The sequence below is a fragment of the Streptomyces bugieae genome (assembly GCF_036352915.1).
GTDB lineage: Bacteria > Actinomycetota > Actinomycetes > Streptomycetales > Streptomycetaceae > Streptomyces > Streptomyces endophytica.
Genome location: NZ_JAZBJP010000020.1, coordinates 1 through 21,156, shown reverse-complemented (window position 1 = coordinate 21,156; position 21,156 = coordinate 1). Strand labels below are relative to the sequence as shown.

The 21,156-nt window shown below is 74.3% G+C and carries 15 protein-coding genes; 8 read left to right on the top strand and 7 right to left on the bottom strand.

Annotation, left to right across the window (positions count from 1 at the left end):
• Window positions 1-30: 30 nt before the first annotated feature.
• Both V2J85_RS25845 and V2J85_RS25840 read right to left on the bottom strand, forming a co-directional pair.
• The gene (locus V2J85_RS25845) at window positions 31-1,365 is read right to left on the bottom strand and encodes a copper amine oxidase (protein ID WP_261955109.1); all 1,335 of its coding nucleotides are present in this window, start codon (window positions 1,363-1,365) and stop codon (window positions 31-33) included.
• 41 nt (window positions 1,366-1,406) lie between these two features.
• Window positions 1,407-2,216, bottom strand: coding sequence for a Tat pathway signal sequence domain protein (locus V2J85_RS25840; protein ID WP_330822870.1), 810 nt, complete (start codon window positions 2,214-2,216; stop codon window positions 1,407-1,409).
• 239 nt (window positions 2,217-2,455) lie between these two features.
• On the opposite strand from V2J85_RS25840, the gene glgX reads away from it, so the two are divergent.
• Window positions 2,456-4,654, top strand: coding sequence for a glycogen debranching protein GlgX (glgX, locus tag V2J85_RS25835; RefSeq protein WP_261955111.1), 2,199 nt, complete (start codon window positions 2,456-2,458; stop codon window positions 4,652-4,654).
• On the opposite strand, the gene V2J85_RS25830 is transcribed toward glgX, so the two are convergent.
• Window positions 4,614-5,864 (bottom strand): MFS transporter, encoded by a 1,251-nt coding sequence (locus V2J85_RS25830; RefSeq protein WP_330822869.1) that lies wholly within the window; start codon window positions 5,862-5,864, stop codon window positions 4,614-4,616. The genes glgX and V2J85_RS25830 overlap by 41 nt on opposite strands.
• Before the next feature lie 151 nt (window positions 5,865-6,015).
• Between V2J85_RS25830 and treY the strand changes: the two genes are divergently transcribed.
• Window positions 6,016-8,607, top strand: coding sequence for a malto-oligosyltrehalose synthase (gene treY / locus V2J85_RS25825; RefSeq protein WP_330822868.1), 2,592 nt, complete (start codon window positions 6,016-6,018; stop codon window positions 8,605-8,607).
• Window positions 8,608-8,786: 179 nt separating this feature from the next.
• Here treY and V2J85_RS25820 read toward each other — a convergent pair whose 3' ends face one another.
• Window positions 8,787-9,683: a LysR family transcriptional regulator gene (locus tag V2J85_RS25820; RefSeq protein ID WP_261955114.1), complete on the bottom strand. Its 897-nt coding sequence runs from the start codon at window positions 9,681-9,683 to the stop codon at window positions 8,787-8,789.
• A gap of 159 nt (window positions 9,684-9,842) precedes the next feature.
• On the opposite strand from V2J85_RS25820, the gene lpdA reads away from it, so the two are divergent.
• Complete coding sequence (gene lpdA / locus V2J85_RS25815; RefSeq protein ID WP_330822867.1) at window positions 9,843-11,276, top strand: dihydrolipoyl dehydrogenase; 1,434 nt, start codon at window positions 9,843-9,845, stop codon at window positions 11,274-11,276.
• A 172-nt stretch (window positions 11,277-11,448) separates the two neighbouring features.
• Complete coding sequence (gene otr(A) / locus V2J85_RS25810) at window positions 11,449-13,377, top strand: tetracycline resistance ribosomal protection protein Otr(A) (protein ID WP_330822866.1); 1,929 nt, start codon at window positions 11,449-11,451, stop codon at window positions 13,375-13,377.
• On the opposite strand, the gene V2J85_RS25805 is transcribed toward otr(A), so the two are convergent.
• Window positions 13,356-13,901 (bottom strand): DUF1707 and FHA domain-containing protein, encoded by a 546-nt coding sequence (locus V2J85_RS25805; RefSeq protein WP_261955117.1) that lies wholly within the window; start codon window positions 13,899-13,901, stop codon window positions 13,356-13,358. The two genes, otr(A) and V2J85_RS25805, sit on opposite strands and share 22 nt — an antisense overlap.
• Before the next feature lie 211 nt (window positions 13,902-14,112).
• Between V2J85_RS25805 and treZ the strand changes: the two genes are divergently transcribed.
• Window positions 14,113-15,897: a malto-oligosyltrehalose trehalohydrolase gene (gene treZ / locus V2J85_RS25800; RefSeq protein ID WP_330822865.1), complete on the top strand. Its 1,785-nt coding sequence runs from the start codon at window positions 14,113-14,115 to the stop codon at window positions 15,895-15,897.
• 6 nt (window positions 15,898-15,903) lie between these two features.
• Here the strand turns inward: treZ and V2J85_RS25795 are convergent, their stop codons facing one another.
• Entirely contained in the window at window positions 15,904-17,397 is a 1,494-nt protein-coding gene (locus V2J85_RS25795; RefSeq protein WP_261955119.1) for a purine-cytosine permease family protein, read from the bottom strand.
• A 154-nt stretch (window positions 17,398-17,551) separates the two neighbouring features.
• Between V2J85_RS25795 and V2J85_RS25790 the strand changes: the two genes are divergently transcribed.
• The 3 genes from V2J85_RS25790 to V2J85_RS25780 all read left to right on the top strand — a co-directional run bounded on the left by V2J85_RS25790 (window position 17,552) and on the right by V2J85_RS25780 (window position 20,935).
• Complete coding sequence (locus V2J85_RS25790) at window positions 17,552-19,255, top strand: PucR family transcriptional regulator (RefSeq protein ID WP_330822936.1); 1,704 nt, start codon at window positions 17,552-17,554, stop codon at window positions 19,253-19,255.
• 61 nt (window positions 19,256-19,316) lie between these two features.
• Window positions 19,317-20,279 carry a metallophosphoesterase family protein gene (locus V2J85_RS25785; protein ID WP_410011248.1) on the top strand — a complete coding sequence of 321 codons (963 nt, stop codon included), beginning with the start codon at window positions 19,317-19,319 and terminating at the stop codon, window positions 20,277-20,279.
• Complete coding sequence (locus V2J85_RS25780) at window positions 20,276-20,935, top strand: 4'-phosphopantetheinyl transferase family protein (protein ID WP_261955120.1); 660 nt, start codon at window positions 20,276-20,278, stop codon at window positions 20,933-20,935. The genes V2J85_RS25785 and V2J85_RS25780 overlap by 4 nt, the downstream gene beginning before the upstream one ends.
• 76 nt (window positions 20,936-21,011) lie before the next feature.
• On the opposite strand, the gene V2J85_RS25775 is transcribed toward V2J85_RS25780, so the two are convergent.
• The coding region (locus tag V2J85_RS25775; protein ID WP_330822934.1) for a peptide-methionine (R)-S-oxide reductase at window positions 21,012-21,156 on the bottom strand (145 nt) is incomplete at its 5' end.

Below are 21,156 nucleotides of genomic sequence, written 5' to 3'. Positions count from 1 at the left end.
AGGATGGGTCGAGTCGTCTACCAACTCCCCTTATTCATAGTGCCCGTTGTGACCGGCGAGGGCGGGCGGAGTGAGCGGATTCATAGCCGTGACGTCGCGTGGGACCAGCTGGAAGCCCTGCCAGTGCACGGGCATCGGCTCCTGGTCCTCGTCCCTGGCGATGTGGTGGAACCCGATGTTGACCCACGCGATGGGGTGTTTCAGCGGCTGTCCGTTGACCCAGGCGTCGACGCTCCGGCCGGTGCGGGGGCCGCAGTTGGCCAGGTTGTTGCTGGCGAACCGCTCGCAGCTGTTGTAGTCCGTGAAATAGACGTCGTGCCGGGTGTAACCGCGGCCGGTGTACTTGCTGGTGTGGCCCGGCACGATCTCGTACGAGCGCGGATGTCCGTCCTTGTTACGGCCGTTCGGGCTGACCACCCGCCACCAGCGCATCGGTCCGGCGTCGCCGGCGAGTTCTCGGGTGACGGGGGTACGGGTGGTGCGGATGGTGGGCGTGTTGCCGCCGCGGCGGGTGGTGGTGGCCGAATCGAACTGCTCGACCTTGTTGCCGGAGGATCCGCCCAGGCCGAAGTCGAGGCGCCAGAAGACGTTGTGGCTGTGGCTGGTGGCGTAGTCCTTGGCGCCCTTCCCAAGCGGCATGCCGCGGCCGTCGCCGGCGTCGTAGTCGCCGGGTGAGAGGGTGCCGGTGGCGCCGACCTGGAACGTCATGGTGCCGTCGCCGGCGAACCGCCATTCGGTGAGGTACTCGTACCAGCCGACCTTGTTGACGGTGTAGACCAGCAGGTCCTGGCCCTGGAGCTGGTAGGTCGGGGCGTTCTCGCCGGGGTAGGGGCCCATGCGGTAGGCGTGGCCGCGGGCGCGGGTGGTGGTGCACAGGCCGCTGACGTCGGGGTGGGCGGGGTCGTAGGCACCGGGCACCCGGACGGTCTTGACAGTGCCGCCGGGGCACTCGGCGGGGGTGAGCTTCTGCAGTCCCTGGGCGAAGCCCTGGCCGGTGAGGTCGTCGTACTCGTTCCTGCCGTCGTCGTAGGGGACGTGGATCTGGCCGAGGCGGGCGCTGGTGAGCACCTTGAGCGGGGCGGGTTCGCCCTTGGGCTGGTACGAGACGTCGTCCAGGACCAGGCCGGCGTTGCCCTCGTAGTGCCAGCACATCCGCCAGGTGGTGCCGCCGTCCAGGGTCCGGGTGATACGGAACGCGGCGGAGCAGGGCGGGGCGGGCGCGGCGGCGCGGGCGGCGGGGGCTTCGGGGGCGGCCTGGACGGCCGGGGCGGTCAGCAGGGCGGTCGCGGCGAGCAGTAGCGGGGCGGCGGCGAGCGCGGTGGTGCGCCGGCGGATGCGGGCGCCGGCGGTGCGGCTTCCGGGCATGGTGGCGGCTCCGGGGAGAGGGGTGGCGGTGGCGGGCGCGGTCAGCCGAGGCGGGCGACGGTGCGGGCGCTGAGGTCGATGACGAGGCGGCGGGTGTCGATCCACGGGCCGTTCTTGACCTTGGTGAAGAGGCGGACGCAGCGGTGCGGGCCGCAGGCGGCCAGGGCTCCCGGGGCGTCGCCCTCGGCGCGGCCGCGGTAGACGAAGCCGGTGACCGCGAGCGGGTCGGGTCCGGTGAGGTCGCGGCCGGTGGCCTGGCGGAAGTCCTGCCGCAGTCCGGCGCCGAGCGGGTCGGCGATCAGCAGCCGGGCCGCCTCGACCGCCTCGGCGTGGCTGGGCGGCGGCTGGACGCCGCGCTGGGTGTCGGTGGCCTCCACCTCGGAGGTGGTCAGGTTGACCGTCGTGGTGACGTAGCCGTCGGTCGCGTAGTCGTAGAACGAGACCAGGGCGCGGCGCGGCGGGTCGGCCAGCCCGGCTTCCGCGGGCCGGCGTTCGGCCAGATCGGTGAGGAGCGGTTCGGGCCCCGGGCGGCCGGTGACGTTCCTGGCGGCGTTGCGCAGGGCGCGCGGCTGCGCGAGGTCCCGGGCGCGCCGGAGCTCGTCGTCGGTGAGCGGATCGCGTCCGTGGCCGCGTACGCCCTGGGTGCCGGCCGGCTCGACGACGCCCGGCGGCGGCGCGCCCGGATCGCGTCCCTGGGCCGGGACGCCGGCCTCGGCCGGCCGGGTGGCCGTCGTGCCGGTGGCGCCGGCGCCGGCGGGCAGGGTGACGGCGGCCATGGCGGCGGTACCGGTGAGCGCCAGGGCGGCGCCGGCGACGGCCTTCCCGAGGTGGCGGTGCAGGAGTCGGTGCACGGTTCCCCCCTGCTGTCACGTCCGTGACATGCGGTAGCGGTCCCCCGTCGGTCCTCCAGTAGGACGACCATTAGGACGATCCGACATCCCGACGGGTTGCCACCATTCAGCGGGAATCTCGCGAAAATCCCTCTGTGAGGGACAAGTTGCGACAAGTTGGGGAAGGAATTCCCCTCGGTCCGCGGACGTGTGTCGTGGAGTCGCCGCAGCGCCCGACGAGAAAGTGGAAGAGTCTACGCATGCAGGTCTGGCCGGGACAGATGTATCCGCTGGGTGCCACCTATGACGGGGCGGGCACCAACTTCGCGGTGTTCTCCGAAGCCGCGAACCGCATCGAACTGTGTCTGCTGCACGACGACGGCTCGGAGACCGCCGTCGAGCTGCGCGAGAGTGACGCCTTTGTGCGGCACGCCTATCTTCCGGGGGTGATGCCGGGACAGCGCTACGGATTCCGGGCGCACGGTCCCTACGAACCGCAGCGGGGCAACCGCTGCAACTCCGCGAAACTGCTGCTCGACCCGTACGCCCGGGCCATGAGCGGGGTGATCGACTGGGACGAGGCGGTCTACGGCTACCACTTCGGGCGGCCCGAGGTCCGCAACGACCTGGACTCGGCGCCGCACACCATGGCCTCCGTGGTGGTCAATCCGTACTTCGACTGGGGCGACGACCGTCCGCCGCGCACCGCGTACCACGAGACCGTGCTCTACGAGGCCCATGTGAAGGGCCTGACGATGTGCCATCCGGAGCTCCCCGACGAGCTGCGCGGCACCTATGCCGCGCTGGCGCATCCGGCGATCATCGAGCACCTGACGAAGCTCGGGGTGACCGCCCTGGAGCTGATGCCGGTGCACCAGTTCGTCCAGGACCACCGGCTGGTGGACGCCGGGCTGACGAACTACTGGGGCTACAACACCATCGGTTTCTTCGCCCCGCACAACGCCTACGCCTCCTGGGGCGACCGGGGGCAGCAGGTGCTGGAGTTCAAGACGGCGGTGCGGGCGCTGCACCAGGCCGGTATCGAGGTGATCCTCGACGTGGTCTACAACCACACGGCCGAGGGCAGCCATCTGGGGCCGACGCTGTCGTTCCGGGGGCTGGACAACGCCTCGTACTACCGGCTCTGCGACGACCGGCAGTACTACATGGACACCACCGGCACCGGGAACTCCCTGCTGATGCGCAGTCCGCACGTGCTCCAGCTGGTGATGGACTCGCTGCGCTACTGGGTGCAGGAGATGCGGGTGGACGGCTTCCGCTTCGATCTGGCGGCGACGCTGGCCCGCCAGTTCCACGAGGTGGACCGGCTGTCGTCGTTCTTCGACCTGGTGCACCAGGACCCGGTCGTCAGCCAGGTGAAGCTGATCGCCGAGCCGTGGGACGTCGGCGAGGGCGGCTATCAGGTGGGGAACTTCCCGCCGCTGTGGACCGAGTGGAACGGGAAGTACCGCGACACCGTGCGGGACCTGTGGCGGGGCGAGCCCCGCACCCTCGCGGAGTTCGGGTCCCGGCTGACGGGCTCGTCGGACCTCTATCAGGAGGACGGCCGCCGCCCGCTGGCCTCGGTCAACTTCGTGACCTGCCACGACGGCTTCACGCTGCGCGATCTGGTGTCGTACAACGACAAGCACAACCAGGCCAACGGCGAGGACAACCGCGACGGTGAGCGCTACAACCGGTCCTGGAACTGCGGTGCCGAGGGGCCGGCCGACGACCCCGGGGTGCGGCGGCTGCGGGCCCGGCAGATGCGGAACTTCCTCGCCACACTGATGTTGTCGCAGGGCGTTCCGATGCTCAGCCACGGCGACGAGTTCGGCCGCAGCCAGGGCGGCAACAACAACGCGTACTGCCAGGACAACGAGCTGTCGTGGGTGCACTGGCCGGAGCCCGCGGGCCCGGAGGAGGACAGCTACGAGGCGGACGAGGAGGACGGCGCGGAGCCGGACGAGGCGGCGGCCGCGGAGTGGGGTGACGAGGAACAGCTGGAGCTGCTGGAGTTCGTCCGGCAGATGGTGTGGCTGCGGCGCGACCACCCGGTCTTCCGGCGCCGGCGGTTCTTCCAGGGTCACCCGATCGAGGGCACCCACGACGAGCTGTCGGACATCGCCTGGTGCACCGCGGGTGGCCGGGAGATGGGGCCGCGGGACTGGCAGTCGGCGCACGCCAAGTCGCTGACCGTCTTCCTCAACGGCAGCTCGATCTCGGAGCCGGGGCCCCGCGGCGAGCCGGTCACCGACGACTCGTTCCTGCTGATGTTCAACGCCCACGACCAGGAGAAGGAGTTCACGGTTCCGGAGCACCTCGGCCGGCAGTGGCAGGTCGTGGTGGACACCGACCGGCCGCGGTCGGTCGCGGACGGCGGCGGTGCGAAGGTCAAGGCGGGCGACCGGCTGACGCTCACCGACCGGAGCATGCTGGTGCTGCAGCGGCCCGCGTAGCGGCCGCGGGCGCCGGGGCCGGGCCCCGGGTGGCGAGGGCGATGCCGAGGATCAGTACGGCGGCGCAGACGGCCACCGCGAAGGCGGCGGACGGCCCGTACGCCTCGGCGAGCCGGCCGGAGGCGGCCAGGGAGAGCGCCTGGCCGCCGACCACCGCGCTGGTGAGGAAGGCCATCGATTCGGCCAGCCGGGTGGCCGGCACCAGCCGTTCGGTCAGCCCGAAGACGGTGATCAGATGCGGGGCGATGGCCGCCCCGAGCACCACGACGACCAGGTAGAGCGCCCCCAGCGTCCGTACCCACAACAGCGGCACGGACAGCACGAGCAGCGCCGCGGCGGCCGCCCGCCAGCGCGCCGGCAGGCCGATCCGGGACGGCAGCAGCGCCAGTGAGAGCCCGGCGGCGGCGCTCATCACGCCCATCGCGGCATAGACCAGGCCGGCCTGACCGGGCTGGTGCAGACGGGCGGTGAGGGCGGTGATGCCGGCCTGGCAGGCGCCGAAGAGGACGCCCTGCAACGCCATCGAGACGCGCATCCCGTGGACCGCCCGGGGCGTCCGGGCGCGGGCCGGCGCGACGGCGGCCGGTTGGCGTGCGGCGGGCCGGACCGCGGCCGCCGTCGGGTGCAGCGCGAACGCCGAACCGCAGACGGCCAGCAGGACCGCGGCCAGGCCGAGCGCGACGGCCGGCCGGGCGAGCGTGGCGGACAGCCCCACCAGGGCCGGGCCGAGCACGAACGACACCTCGTCCAGGGTGCCCTCGAAGGACAGCGCGGTGGCGACCGTGCGGTCGTCGGCGCGGGCCCGGCGGGCCAGCGCGACCAGCCGGGTGCGGGCGAGCGGGCCGATCTGCGGCACGGCGGCCCCGGCCAGCAGCGCGAGCAGCACCAGCGGCAGGGTCCCGGCCCGGGCGAGGGCGGCGGCCACCAGGGCGGCGACGGCGAGCGCGTCGCACCAGCAGGCGGCCAGCACCACCGGCCGCTGGCCGTGCCGGTCCGCGAGCCGGCCGAGCAGCGGGCCGCCGACCGTCTGACCCGCCGCCAGGGCCCCGCCGACGAGGCCCGCGGTGGTCAGCGAGCCGCTGGTGCCGGCCACCAGCAGCAGGCTGCCGAGCTGGCACATGGCGGTCGGGAGCCGGCCGAGGAAGGACACGACGGGCAGCAGCGGCCCGCTCAGGGCGATCACCCGGCGGTAGGCGGCGACGGCGGTCATCGCCCGACGCTATCCGCCCCGGGGCTGCGCGCCGTACGCACCGGACGTACGAAGCGGCCTGCCGCGCCGGCGCACCGGGTTGGAGGAAACGACGACGCCAATGCCGCGCAGCGATGACAGAACGGGCCGTCGGCGGGGTACGGGTGTTCCCATGACGGAGCCCTCGAGTGTGTCGCCGACCGCCACCTACCGGCTGCAGCTCCAGCCGGACTTCCCGTTCTCCGCCGCCGAGCGGGCGGTCCCCCATCTGGCCGCGCTGGGCGTCTCCCACCTGCACCTGTCACCGGTGCTGGAGGCCGTGCCGGGGTCCACGCACGGGTACGACGTCGTCGACCACACGGAGGTACGGGCCGAACTGGGCGGCGAGCCGGGTCTGCGGGCGCTGGCGGCGACGGCCCGGGCGCACGGCCTCGGACTGGTCGTCGACATCGTGCCGAACCACATGGCGGTGCCGGGGCCGGTGTCCTTGAACACGCCGCTGTGGGAGGTGCTGCGCGACGGCCCGGCGTCCCGGTACGCCCGCTGGTTCGACGTCGACTGGGACGGCGGGCACGACGGCCGGCTGCTGCTGCCGGTGCTGGGCGGGCGGATCGGCGACGAGGCACGGCACCTCCGCGTCGATCCGGCGGACGGGGTGCTGCGCTACCACGACAAGGTCTTCCCGCTGCGCGCCGGTACCGAGGAACTGCCGCTGCCGGACCTGCTGGAGGCGCAGTGGTACCGCCTCGCCTGGTGGCGGCTGGCCCGCACCGAACTGAACTACCGCCGTTTCTTCACCATTTCGGACCTCATCGGGGTGCGCGTCGAGGAGCCGGAGGTCTTCGAGGCGACGCACGGCACGGTGCTGCGGCTGATCCGCGAGGGCGTCATCGACGGGCTGCGCGTCGACCACCCGGACGGGCTGGCCGACCCCGCCGGCTATCTGGCGCGGCTGGGCGAGGCCACCGGCGGGCGCTGGACGGTCGTCGAGAAGATCCTCACGGGCGAGGAGCGGCTGCCCGGCAGCTGGGCGTGCGCGGGCACCACCGGGTACGACGCGCTGCGCCACATCGACGGGCTGTTCGTCTGCCCGCAGGGCGCCGGGAGACTCTTCTCCCACTACCGGGACTTCGTCACGCCGCTGGCCGACGAGGGCGGCGACTGGGAGGAGACCGTGCGCCGGGCCGCCTACGAGGTCGTCAGTCATGACCTGGCGGCCGAGGTGGAGCGGCTGGTGCGCACCGCGGCCCGGATCAGTGCGCGCGATCCGCGGCCCGGCGACCATGCGCCGTGGGCGCTGCGGCAGGCGCTCCGGGAGGTGCTGGTCCGGCTGCCGGTCTACCGGCCGTACGCGGGCGACGCCTCGCGGGCGGTGCAGGACGCGGCGATGCTGGGCCGGGCGGCGGCCGGGGCACGCACCGCGTTCCGGGTGCCCGAGGAGGCCCGGGCGGTGGACCTGGTCCACGATCTGGCGCTGGGGCTCGGCGCGGACGGTGACGCGGCGCTCGGCGGGGCTCCGGGCCCTGCCGACGGTGGCGACCGGGCCGACCGTCTCGACCGGGCCGACTTCGCCGCCCGCTTCGCCCAGACCGCGTCCGCGCTGCACGCCAAGTCCGTGGAGGACACCGCCTTCTACCGCTATCCGGTGCTGCTGTCGGCCTGTGAGGTGGGCGGCGACCCCGGTGAGCCCGCGCTCGGCCCGGAGGCGTTCCATGCCTACGGCGCCCGCATCCAGCGGGACTGGCCGGCGACCGGCACGGTGCTCTCCACACATGACACCAAGCGCAGCGCCGACGTCCGGGCGCGGATCGCGGTGCTGTCGGAGTGCCCGGACCGGTGGCGGGACGTGCTGGCCGGGATGGGCGAGGACGCGGTGTGCGGCGCCGGGGCGGCTCTGCTGCCCGGTGCCGGGCCGGCCGATCCGATGGTCTCCTGGCTGGCCTGGCAGACCGCGTTCGGCCTGGGCGCACCCGCCGACGGCTCCGCGACGGTCGGCGCACCACTCGGCGACGGCTGGGGGAGGGTGGCGCCGTCGGTCCTCAAGGCGGTGCGGGAGGCCGGGCTGCGCACCTCGTGGACGGAGCCGAACGCGGAGTACGAGGAGGCGGTGACGGAGTTCGTCCGGACCGGGCCGTGCGGCCCCGCGGCCGCGCCGCTGGCCGCGCTGGCGGCGCAGCTCGCACCGCACATCCGCGCCAACGTCCTGGGCGCGGCCCTGCTGCATCTGACGATGCCGGGCGTCCCGGACCTCTACCAGGGGACCGAACTCACCTACGCCGCGCTGGTCGACCCGGACAACCGGCGGCCCGCCGCCTTCCGGCCGGAGCTGCTCGCCGCACTGGACGGCGGGGCGGACGCCGGTGGGGACGGGCCGGCGGACGGCGGACCGGACGGTGGGGGCGCGCCGCTCGATCTGGCCGGTGAGAAGCTGCGGCTGACCGTCGCGGCGCTGCGGCTGCGGCGGGCGCGTCCGGAGTGGTTCGGCGCGGCCGGCTCGTACACCCCGGTGTACGCGGAGGGCCCGGCGGCCGAGCACTGTGTCGCCTTCTGCCGTACCGGGCGGGTGCTGACGGTGGTGACCCGGCTGTCGCTGCGGCTGGTGGAGACCGGCGGCTGGTGGGACACCGGGCTGCGGATGCCGCCGGGCGGCCCCTGGCGCGATGCGCTGGCCGGGCGCACCGGGCGGGAGCTTCCGGGCGGCGAGGTGGTGGGCCTGAGCGAGCTGCTGTCCCGGTCGCCGGTGGGGTTGTTCGTACGGGAGTGAGGGCCGGCCGGAGAGTGAGGGCCGGCCGGAGTGCCACCTTCCGGGTCCTTCGCCGGGGGCGGGACCGGTCAGGTCCGGGCAGGTCCGGTCCGGTTCGGTCCGGTCCGGTTCGGTTCGGTCCGGTTCGGTTCGGTTCGGTCAGTTCCGCTTCGGTCAGGTCCGCTTCGGTTCGGTTCGGTTCAGGGAGCGTCCGCCGGGTCGGTGGCCGCGGGGCCGGTCGTGCGCAGGAGTTCGGTGAACTCGGCCGCCGCACCGGTGAGTTCGACCCGGGAGAAGACCGTGATGTCGCGGCGCCAGGGCGGGTCGGTGGGCACCGACGCGCAGTCCAGGCCGGTCAGTTCATGGGCCGCGGTGAGCAGCACCCCGACGCCCGCCGACGCCATCCGGACGGCGGTCGAGGTGTGCTGGGTGCGGACCGCGGTGCGCGGGGTGAAGCCGACCCGTTCGCACTCCAGGTCCAGCCAGCGCCGGCCGTCGACCATCGGCTCCAGGCTGCAGCGCACCCAGGGGCGGTCCGCCAGGTCCGCCAGCCGCACCGAGGGCCGGGCGGCGAGCGGATCGCCGCGCGGGACCACGAGCACCATGCGCTCGCGCCCGACGACGGTGACCGGCCCCGGCCAGTCCTTGGGGCGGGGCCCCAACGCCATGTCGGCCACCCCGCGCGCCATTTGTTCCTCCAGCTCATCGGTGGTGGCGTATTCGTGCAGCACCAGGCGGACGCCGGGGCGGGACCGGGCCCAGCGGGCGCAGACCTCCGGCAGCACTCCGAGGGCGTGTGCGTGCACCGTGGCGATGTGGAGTTCCCCGGTCCGCGCGCCGCCCGCGGCCAGTGCGGCACGCCGGGCCTGCCGGGCGCTGCGCACGGCGAGTTCGGCGTGCGGGAAGTACGCCCGGCCCATCGCGGTCAGCCGTACGCCGCGCGGCATCCGCTCCAGCAGTGGGCCGCCGACCTCCCGTTCCAGTGCCTTGATCTGGTGGGACAGGGCGGACTGGGTGACGTGCAGGGCCTCGGCGGCGCGGGTGAAGGATTCCTCTTCGACGACGGCCACCAGGTATTCCATCCGCCGCAGGCTCATGGCCGTGCCTTCCGCTGCGCCGTGCCTGCCCGTACGTGGTCGGTTCTCCCGCCGTGGCGGCTCGGCGCCTTGGCGCTGCGGTCGGTATGACGGTTGCTCATCAGGTCCATAAAAACATTGCCTTGGACTCATGAGTGCAGGTGGGCGGAGGCTGGGCGCATGAGTGAGAGGGATCGATTCACCGACGTCATCGTGATCGGCGGGGGCACCGGCGGGTACAGCACGGCGCTGCGGGCCGCTTCTCTGGGGCTGCGGGTGGTGCTGGCCGAGCGGGATCTGATCGGCGGCACCTGTCTGCACCGCGGTTGCATCCCCAGCAAGGCGATGCTGCACGCCGCGGAGCTGGTGGACGGGATCACGGAGGCCCGGGAGCGGTGGGGCGTCAAGGCCAGTGTCGACGCGCTGGACTGGCCGTCCCTGGTGGCCACCAGGGACGGCATCGTGGCGCGCAACCACCAGGGCGTGGAGGGGCATCTGCGGACCGCGGGGGTGCGGGTGCTGCGGGGGAGCGCCCGGCTGACCGGGCCGCGGACCGTGTTTGTCGAGGGCGCCGGGGAGTTCACGGCCGGGCGCGGCATCGTGCTCGCCACCGGGTCCCGGCCGCGGCTGCTGCCGGGACTGGCGGCGGACGGGCGGACCGTCGTGACCAGCGATGACGCGCTGTTCGCCGCGGAGCTTCCGGGGTCCGTGCTGGTGCTGGGCGGGGGCGCGATCGGTGTCGAGTACGCCTCGTTCCACCGGTCCATGGGGGCCGAGGTCACGCTCGTCGAGGCGGCCGAGCGGCTGCTGCCGTTGGAGGACGCCGACGTGGGCCGCCATCTGGCCCGCGGGCTGAAGAAGCGCGGCATCGCGGTCCGGACGGGTTCCATGGTCGTCGGCACGGAGGTGGGCGCGGACGGGGGCCGGGCGACCGTACGGACCGCCAAGGGGGAGGAGGTGGTGGTCGAGGCGGAGCGGCTGCTGGTGGCAGTGGGACGGGCGCCGGTGACGGACGGGCTGGGGCTGGAGGCGGCCGGACTGGCCACCGACGAGCGGGGGTTCGTGGTGCCGGCGGACTGGTCGCGGCTGGAGACCGCGGTCCCGGGCATCCATGTGGTGGGTGACCTGCTGCCGCCGCCGTCCCTGGGGCTGGCCCACGCCTCGTTCGCCGAGGGGTTGTTGGTGGCCGAGACGCTGGCGGGGGTGCCGTCGCGGCCGGTGGACTACGCGACGGTGCCGCGGGTGACGTACTCCTCGCCGCAGACCGCCTCGGTCGGCCTCACGGAGGAGGAGGCGCGCGCCCGGGGACTGGCGGTCCAGGTCAACACCCTGCCGCTGACCGCCACCGCGAAGGGCATGGTGCACGGCAAGGGCGGCCTGGTGAAGGTGATCGCGGCGGCCGAGGGGGCGGCGGGTGCGGCCACCGGCGCGGTGCTGGGCGTGCATCTGGTGGGTCCGCACGTCTCGGAGATGATCGCGGAGAGCCAGCTGATCGTGGCCTGGGACGCCGAACCGTCCGATGTGGCGCAGCTCGTGCACGCCCATCCGACGCTGTCGGAGGCGGTCGGCGAGACGTTCCTGACGCTGGCGGGGCGCGGGCTGCACCAGCACTGAGCGCCGGTGTCGTTCGCCGGGCCGCACCGTTTAATTCGGTTGCGGTCCGGCGTACGGCTGTCAGCATGGCCCGGTACACAGGGATGACTGAACAGGAGCAACGGAATGCGCGGATTCCTCGGAACGACTCATCGCCCCATCCGGACGACTGTCTTCGAGGACGCCTCCTTCCATGCACCTTTCGCACACCCTGAACATCGGGATTCTCGCCCACGTCGACGCGGGTAAGACCAGCCTCACCGAGCGGCTGCTGTTCGACACCGGCGTCATCGACCGGCTCGGCAGTGTGGACGCCGGTGACACCCGGACCGACACCGGCGAGCTGGAGCGGCAGCGCGGCATCACGATCCGCTCGGCGGTCGCCTCCTTCACCGTCGGCGATGTCCAGGTCAATCTGATCGACACGCCCGGCCACTCGGACTTCATCGCCGAGGTCGAGCGGGCCCTCGGCGTGCTCGACGGCGCCGTGCTGCTGCTGTCCGCGGTGGAGGGCGTCCAGGCCAGGACCCGGGTGCTGATGCGGACGCTGCGGCGGCTGCGCCTGCCCACCCTGCTCTTCGTCAACAAGATCGACCGGCGGGGCGCCCGCGGGGAGGAGCTGGTGGCCGACATCCGCCGGCTGCTGACCCCGGCCGTGGTGCCCCTGACGTCCGTGACCGGGCTCGGCACCCCGCGGGCCCGCGCGGTGCCGTACGCGCTGGCGGATCCCGAGGTGCGCGAGCGGATCGCGGAATCCGTGGCGGAGGTGGACGAGTCGGTGCTGGCCCGGCTCGTCGACGGGACGCCGCCGGACGCGGAGCAGGTGCGGGCGGCGCTGTCCGCCCGGACGGCCGACGGTTCGCTGCATCCGTTGTTCTTCGGTTCGGCGCTCGGCGGGCAGGGCGTCCGGGCGCTGGTCGACGGCGTGGTCCGGCTGATCCCGCCGGCTCCGGCGCCGCCGGGCGGTCCGCCGCGCGGCACGGTCTTCGCGGTGCACCAGCCGCCGCAGGGCGAGCGGACCGCGTACCTCCGGTTGTTCGCGGGCGAGCTGCGGGCCCGGCAGCGGATCGAGCTGCACCGCGCCGGCGGCGGGCCGCTCACCGGGCGGATCACCGCGCTCGACGTCGTCGGGCGGCCGCCCGGGGACGACGGGCCGCTGACCGCCGGCAACATCGCGGTGGTCCGCGGGCTGCCCGGCGTCCGGACCGGCGACCGGCTGGGCCCGCCCGGCGACACCCCGGACGGCCCCGCCCACTTCCCCTCCCCCACCCTGGAATCCGTGGTGCGCGCCCGCGCCCCGGAGCGCGCCGCGGCCCTGCGTGCCGCACTGCTGGCGCTGGCCGACCAGGACCCGCTGCTGGCGGTCCGCCCGGCGCCGGACGGCGCGACGTCGGTGCTGCTGCACGGCGAGGTGCAGAAGGAGGTGCTGGCGGCGACGCTGCGTCAGGAGTACGGCATCGAGGCGGTCTTCGCGCCGAGCCGGGTGGTGTGCGTGGAACGGCCCCGCGGGGTCGGCGAGGCGCTGGCGGAGATCGCCCGGCGCGGGCACACCGGGCCGTGGGCCACGGTCGGGCTGCGGGTCGAGCCGGGCGCCCGCGGCTCCGGCCCGGTCTTCACCTACGAGACCGAACTGGGCGCCCTGCCGCACGGCTTCCACCAGGCCGTCGAGGAGACCGTGCTGGCCACCCTGCGCAACGGTCCGCGCGGGCTGGCGGTGACGGACTGCCGGGTCGTGCTGACCCGGTCCGGGTTCATCGGCCCGCTGAGCACGGCCGGGGACTTCCGGGCGGTCACCCCGGGTGTCCTGCTGCGGGCGCTCGACCGGGCCGGTACCCGGGTCTACGAGCCGTACCACGCCTTCGAGGCGGAGGTTCCGGTGGACGCCCTGGCGCCGGTGACCGCCCGGCTCGCGGCGTTCGGCGCGGAGCTGGAGGGGACCACCGGCGGCCGGCGGTCCTGGCTGATCAGCGGGGCTCTCGCGGCGCGTCATGTACCCGATGTGCAGCGGGAGTTGCCGGGGCTGACGCACGGCGAGGGGGTGTGGACGTCCAGCCCGTCGGGGGACCGTCCGCTGCGCTCCGGCGCCCCGGAGGCGGCGGGTCAGCGCTCCGTCAGGACGTAGTCCACGTGGCCGAAGGTGATGTGGTCGCCGGGGCCGACCGGGACCTCGCCGACCACCCGGCGGCCGTTGACGCAGGTGCCGTTGGTGGAGCCGAGGTCGCGCAGCAGCCAGCCCTTTCCGGCGCTGCGCAGCTCGGCGTGGGCGCGGGAGACCGTCTCGTGGTTGAGGCGCAGGCCGACGCCCGGTGCCCGCCCTATGACCAGCGGGAGGGGGCTCGGTTCGGGCAGCAGCAGCTTGGGCAGCCGCTCCATCCGCCAGGCCCGGCGCACCCGGAGGTGGAACGCCGAGACCCGGCCGACCATCCGCAGCAGGGTGCCCTGGACCTTGCCCCGGCTCGCCAAGTCGGCGGTGAGCAGGTCGAGTTCGGCGTTCTCCTGGGCGGTGAGCACGAGTTCCAGCCGCCGCAGGAAGGTGTCCTGGGACAGCCGCCCCTGCGCCGCGCCGTCCCGCAGCAGGTCAAGGGCGCGTTCCCGGTCGGCGTCCGACGGCCGCGCCGGACGCGCGGGGAACTCCAGCGAAGTCATGCCGTGATTGTCGGGCTCCCGCGAGCCGCTGTCCAGGCGAGGCCGGTGCGCGGCTCCGGGCGGCTCCGGGCGGTGCCGGACGGCCCGTCATCTCGCCGGAACGGACGCGCGCATTGGCGCGATGTCGGCCCGTGCCGCCACGTCGGGCTGTCGGGCGGCGCGCCGGCATGCTTGGGTCGTCCGGACCGGGTGCGAACGAAGGAGGACGGCCGTGCTGTTCGAGGTGTGGGCGCCGCGCGCCGGCCGGGTGGCTCTCCGGTGGGCGGGCGACCGGGCTACGGAACCGGAGATTCCGATGGAGCCGGACGACGCCCGCGCGGGCTGGTGGCGTACCGACGCGCCGGCCCGCGACGGCGACCGCTACGCGTTCCGGCTCGACGACGGGCCACCGCTGCCCGATCCGCGGGCCGCCCGGCTGCCGGAGGGCCCCGGCGGCCCGGCCGCGGTCGTCGAGCACGACCGGTTCGGCTGGCGCCACCCGTGGTCCGGCCGCCCGCTGCCCGGCGCGGTCCTGTACGAGCTGCACATCGGGACGTACACCCCGGAGGGCACCTTCGACGCCGCCGCCGCGCGCCTGCGGCACCTGGCCGACCTGGGCATCACCCACATCGAGCTGATGCCGGTCTGCCCCTTCCCGGGCACCCACGGGTGGGGTTACGACGGGGTCGCGCCCTGGGCGGTGCACGAGCCGTACGGCGGGCCCGAGGGGCTGAAGCGGTTCGTGGACGCGGCGCACGGTCAGGGCCTGGGCGTGGTCCTCGACGTCGTGCACAACCACCTCGGCCCGTCCGGCAACCATCTCCCGGAATTCGGCCCGTACTTCACCGACACCCACCACACGCCGTGGGGCGCGGCGGTCAACCTCGACGCGCCCGGTTCCGACGAGGTGCGCGCCTACTTCCTGGGGAGCGCGCTGTCCTGGCTGCGCGACTACCGGCTCGACGGGCTGCGGCTGGACGCCGTGCACGCGCTGCACGACGACCGGACCCCGCACTTCCTGGCCCAGCTCTCCGCCGCCGTGGACGCGCTGGCCGGCCGGCTGCGCCGCCCGCTGTTCCTGATCGCCGAGTCGGATCTGAACGATCCGCGGACGACCGCGCCGCGCGACAGCGGCGGCCAGGGCCTGCACGCCCAGTGGAACGACGACTTCCACCACGCCCTGCACACCGCGCTCACCGGTGAGTCCCAGGGCTACTACGCGGACTTCGCGCGGGCCCCGCTCGCCGCCCTCGCCAAGACCCTGACCGGCGGCTTCTTCCACGACGGTACGTACTCCAGCTTCCGCGGCCGGCCGCACGGCGCACCGCTGGACCTGCGGGAGACCCCGGCGTACCGGCTGCTGGCCTACGCCCAGACGCACGACCAGATCGGCAACCGGGCGCTCGGCGACCGGCTCGCCGCCGCCCTCTCCCCCGGCCTGCTGGCCTGCGCCGGCGCGCTGGTGCTGTGCGCGCCGTTCACCCCGATGCTGTTCATGGGCGAGGAGTGGGGGGCGCGCACGCCCTGGCAGTACTTCACCGACCACACCGATCCCGAGCTGGCGGAGGCGGTACGGGCCGGCCGGCGGCGGGAGTTCGCCGAGCACGCCTGGGCGGGCGACAGCGCCGAGTGGCCGGACCCGCAGGATCCGGCCACCCGCGACCGCTGCGTGCTGGACTGGTCCGAGCCGGCCGTGGCCCCGCACTCCGGGCTGCTGGCCTGGTACCGCACGCTGCTGACGCTCCGCCGCGAACTGCCCGCGCTGACCGACCCGGACCCCCGGCACACCTCGGTCCGCTTCGACGAGGAGGCGCGCTGGCTGCTGCTGTGCCGCGGCCCGCTGCGGGTGGCGGTCAACCTCTCGCCGGAGGCGACGGCCGCGGTGCCGCTGCCGCGGGGGGACGGCGGCCGACGGCCGGCGTTGGAGGCCCTGGCGGGCTGGCCGGCGGCCCGGCTGCCGGGGGCGGACGGCGTCCTGCGCCTGCCCCCGGAGTCGGTGGTGGTCCTGGGTCCGTGAGCCGGCTCAGGCGGGGCTGCCGGCGGCCGCCGGCGCGTCCGGGCCGGCGGCGGCATCGGGGGTGCCCTCCAGTTCCCGTTCGCTGGCGGCCACCGCGGCCTGCTCCGCCGCCAGGTCGAGGTTGCGGTTGAGGAGGTGGTAGAGGCCGCCGCCGACCAGCAGGCCGGGGACGAAGGACAGGTCGGCGCCGCCGAGGGCCTCGGTGACCGGGCCGGTGTAGAAGGACGTGGCGAAGAAGGGGATCATCGCGACGAAGCCGGCGGCGTAGGCGAGGATGCCGCGCCAGGCCCAGCGGCCGTAGAGACCGGCCGGGTCGAAGATCGCGGTGACGGCGTAGTGGCCGCGCCGGACCCAGTAGAAGTCGACGAGGTTGACCGCGGTCCAGGGGATGAGGAAGTAGAGCATCATCAGCACGAAGGTGTTGAAGCTCTCCAGGTAGTCCTCCGGGAGCAGCATCGCCACGGCGAAGATGATCAGCCCGATGGTGACGATGCCGGCGATGCGGACGCGGACAGTCGGCTTGACCGTGCGGAAGGCGTCCACCGCGCTGGTGGTGGTGAGCATCGCGCCGTACGCGTTGACCGCCATGATGCCGATCAGGGCGACGGAGGAGACGACGACCGCGAAGGTGCCGAAGCCGGGGAGGATGGCGTTGCCGACCTGGCGGAGGGCGCTGATCGCGTCCGGGTGCGGCAGTGCGGAGGCGAGCAGCGCGCCGAGCGACATCAGCCAGGCGGCCGAACCTCCGGCGCCGGCGTAGGTCCACCAGATCACCTTGCGGGCGGAGACGTCCCGGGGCAGGTAGCGGGAGTAGTCCGAGACGTAGACGGCGTAGCTGATCTGGTAGCCGGCCGCGGCAGAGAAGACCACCAGGAAGGAGGTCCAGGAGCCGTGTGCGGCGCCGGCGGCGGTGTGCGGGTGGAGCTGGACCAGCGCGCCGACGGTCAGCACGCCGAAGACCGCGATCAGCACATAGGTCAGCCAGCGCTGGACCAGGTGCAGCAGGTCGTGGCCGACCACCGCGAGGACGATGGCGACGCCGATGATCAGGACGTACCAGAGGGTGGTGCCGCCGGGGAAGACGGTGCGCAGGCCCTGGGCGGCCAGGACGACGTTGAAGACGTTGAAGCCGACGTAGACGAAGACCACCGCGGCGAACGGGACGATCGCGCCCCGGATGCCGAACTGGGCCCGCGACTGGATCATCTGCGGCAGGCCCATCCGGGGGCCCTGGTTGGCGTGGAAGGCCATGAAGAAGGTGCCGAAGCAGGCGCCGAGGACGACCGCGGCGACGGAGGCGGCCAGGCTCAGGCCGAGCGACGGGCCGAGGAAGCCGGTGACCATGGTGGTGAGCACGAAGTTGCCGGTGAACCAGAAGGGGCCCTGGTGCCAGACCTTCCCGTGCCGCTCCCGGACCGGGACGTAGTCGATGGAGCGGACCTCGATCATGCCGGAGCCGCGCCCCTGACTCGTGCGGTCCATGGGGGCCGTGGGATCCATGGGTCTCTCCTGGGGGCGTGGTCGACGACGGGTCTCCGCGGGCCACCGGCGATAGTTGCCCGATACAGCGATTCCGCGGTGGTGCGAACCTAGGCGCCCCGCCGCCGGGACTCGATCGCCCGATCGTCCATCCCATGGATATGTGGTGGACACTATGTCTATGCCGCTGCACCTCTCGGACCTGCTGACCCGGCCCGACCTGCGCCTCTCGGTCACCTACGACGTGCCGCCGCACCTGCTGGCCCGCCCGATCGAGGCCGCGACCGTCTCGGACCTGCTGTCGCCCGGCAAGTGGCTGCAGGGCGGCGAACTGCTGATGACCATCGGCCTGCTGCTGCCCATGGAGCCGGCCGCCTGCCGGGCGTACGTCCGTGATGTCGCCGAGGGCGGGGCGGCCTGCCTGGCGCTCGGGCTGGGCCAGGGCCTGCCGTACCAGGAGGCGCCGGAGCCGCTGGTGACCGCGGCCGAGGAGGCCGGGCTGCCGCTGCTGACGGTGCCGGACGAGGTGCCGTTCATCGCGGTCACCAAGGCGGTCTTCGACGCCCGCGCCACCGAGCAGCGCGACGCGCTGCACCGGGCGTTCGCCACCCAGCGGCGGCTGACCGCGGCCGCGGCCGGCGACGGGCTGCGGCCGATGCTGGAGGAGTGGACGGCCGCCACCGGCGTGGGCGCCGCGGTGCTCGATCCGCTCGGGCGGCTGCTGGCGGCCGGCGAGCGGGAGCCGCGCACGCCCCTGGCCCAGGCCCGCGATCTGCTCGACCGGGTCGCCGCGCGCGGGCTGCGCGGCAGCGCGTCCAGTACGGCCGGCGGGCAGCAGCTGGAGGTGCAGCCGCTGGGCGCGCGGCGGCTGCGCGGTCTGCTGCTGCTCACCGGCCGCCCGGACGACGCCGCCCGGTCGGTGGTCCCCGGTCTGGTCTCGCTGCTCTCGCTGGAGCTGGAGCGCCGCCACCTGCGCGACGAGCCGGAGCGCCGGCGCCGGTCGGCGCTGCTGTCGGAACTGCTGGCCGAGGAGCATCCGGCACCCGGCCGGGCCCGGGACATGCTGCACTCGGTGGGACTGACGACCGAGCGGGTGCGCGGTGTGGTGGTGGAGGCGGGCAGCGGGGGCGACGCGCGCAAGCGGGCGGCGGGGGCCGGTTCCGGCACGGCGGCCCCCGAGACCTCCGACGGGTCGGCCGCCGAGTCCGCCGCCCAGGAGATGGCCGCCGATCTCGCCCTGGCGATGCCCGGCGGACTGGTCCGGGTGGTGGGCGGCGCCGCCGACGGCACCCCGGCCGGCGCACCGGACCGCGCACCGGGCGGGCCGGCCGGCCCCTTCGTCGAGGCGGTGGTCGGCGAGGACCTCGACATCCGGGACGTACTGGCCCGCTTCGCCCCGCACCGGCCGGCCGGCATCGGCCCGGTCACCGCGCCGGAGGCGGTGCGGGTCTCGCTGCGGCAGGCGGCCGGTCTGCTGGCCGTCAGCCGGGCGTCGGGCGAGCCGGCCGAGGCCCGGCAGAGCCAGGCCAGCCGGCTGCTGCTCGACCTCGGCGACCGCCGCACGCTGCAGGGCTACGCCGACACCGTGCTCGGCCCGCTCGACCTCGCGGACAACGGCGAGGAGCTGATCGCCACCCTGGCGGCCTGGCTGGAGACCGGCGGCGTCTGGGACGCCACCAGCCGCCGGCTCGGCGTGCACCGGCACACCGTGCGCAACCGCCTCGACAAGGCCATGGATCTGACGGGGCGTCGGCTGGACGACCCGGACGACCGCTTCGACCTGTGGCTGGCCACCCGCATCCGCCGCGGCGGCACGCCCTCCCCCGGGGCCGCCGGCCGGACCGCCGCCGCACCGCCCCCGGCACGCCCGGACCGGTGACACACCGCCCGTCCCCCGGCCCGCCCTTCACTCTCCCTGGCGCACCGTCTTTACTGCGAGGGTGACCTACGAGATCCGCACCCCGGCCCCCGGCGCCGACGGCCCCGCAGCGCCGCCCCCGGCCCCCGCCCCGTCCCCGCACCCCGCACCCGCCCACGGCCCCGGCACCCTGGTCGCGGTCAGCGATCTGCACGTCCGCTATGCCGAGAACCGCGAGATCGTCGAGGGGTTAAGACCGGAGTCGGCCGACGACTGGCTGCTGGTCGCCGGCGACGTGGGCGAGTACGTCGCCGACATCCGCTGGGCGCTCGGCCTGCTCAGCGAACGCTTCGCCAAGGTGGTGTGGGTGCCGGGCAACCACGAGCTGTGGACCCCCGCCGACGATCCGGTGCAGCTGCGCGGGGTGGCACGGTACGAGCATCTGGTGGAGATCTGCCGGGAGTTGGGGGTCCTGACGCCCGAGGACCCGTACCCGGTCTGGGAGGGGGCCGGCGGCCCGGTCGTGCTCGCCCCGCTGTTCCTGCTCTACGACTACACCTTCCGGCGGCCGGGCGTGACGTCCAAGGAGGAGGCGCTCGCCCGGGCCGAGCAGGCCGGGGTGGTGTGCACGGACGAGTTCCATCTGCACCCGGACCCGTATCCCACCCGCGAGGACTGGTGCCGGGCGCGGGTGGCGGCCACCGAGGCCCGGCTCGCGGCCCTGCCGGCGGACCTGCCGACCATCCTGATCAACCACTGGCCGGTGGTCCGGGAGCCCACCGACCCGCTGTGGTACCCGGACTTCGCGCTGTGGTGCGGTACGGAGGCGACCGCCGACTGGCCGCGCCGGTTCCGTGCCGCCACCGTCGTCTACGGCCATCTGCACATCCCCCGACTGCTGATCTGCGACGGCGTACCGCACCAGGAGGTCTCGCTCGGCTATCCCCGGGAGTGGCGGCGCCGCTCCGGCGCACCGGGCCGTCCGGTGCAGATCCTGCCGGCCCCGGCCGCCGTCGGCTCCGGCACCACGGGAGCCCGGGCATGATCGACAAGCTGCTCCCGGCGCCGCTCGTGACCGCCGAGTCCTTCGAGGACGCCCCGCTGTCCGAGATGTTCCCCGAGGAATGGGCGCTGGTGGCAGACGCCGTGCCCAAGCGCCAACGGGAGTTCGGCACGGTGCGCGTCTGTGCCCGCGCCGCGCTGTCCCGGCTGGGCATCGCCCCGGCGCCGCTGCTGCCCGGCCGGGACCGGGCGCCGGAGTGGCCGGCCGGCATCGTCGGGGCGATGACGCACTGCACCGGTTACCGCGCCGTGGTGGTGGCCCGCCAACGGGACATGCTCACCGTCGGCCTGGACGCCGAGCCCAACCTGCCGGTCTCCGACCCGGGCGTCATGGACCTCGTCACCCTCCCCGAGGAACGCGCCCAGCTCCGCCACCTGGCCGACCTCGAACCGGAGGTCGCCTGGGACCGCCTGATCTTCAGCGCCAAGGAGAGCGTTTATAAGGCGTGGTACCCCCTCGCCCAGCGCTGGCTCGGCTTCGAGGACGCACTGCTCACCCTCGACCCCACCGACGCCACCTTCACCGCCCGCCTCCTCGTCCCCGGCCCCCTCGTCAAGGGCACCGAACTCACCGAGTTCACCGGCCGCTGGCTGGTCGAGGAGGGCCTGGTCGTCACGGCCATCACCATGCCGGCGTGACCCACGCCGGCATGCGCGATGCCCACGAAAGCCGCGGCTCTCGTGGGCATCGCGCATTCCGGGCCGCCGGGCGGCGTCAGCTCTCGTCGGGCGTCAGCCGCAACGAGATCGAGTTGATGCAGTACCGCTGGTCCGTAGGCGTCGGGTACCCCTCGCCCTCGAAGACATGGCCGAGGTGGGAGCCGCAGCGGGCGCAGCGCACTTCGGTGCGGACCATGCCG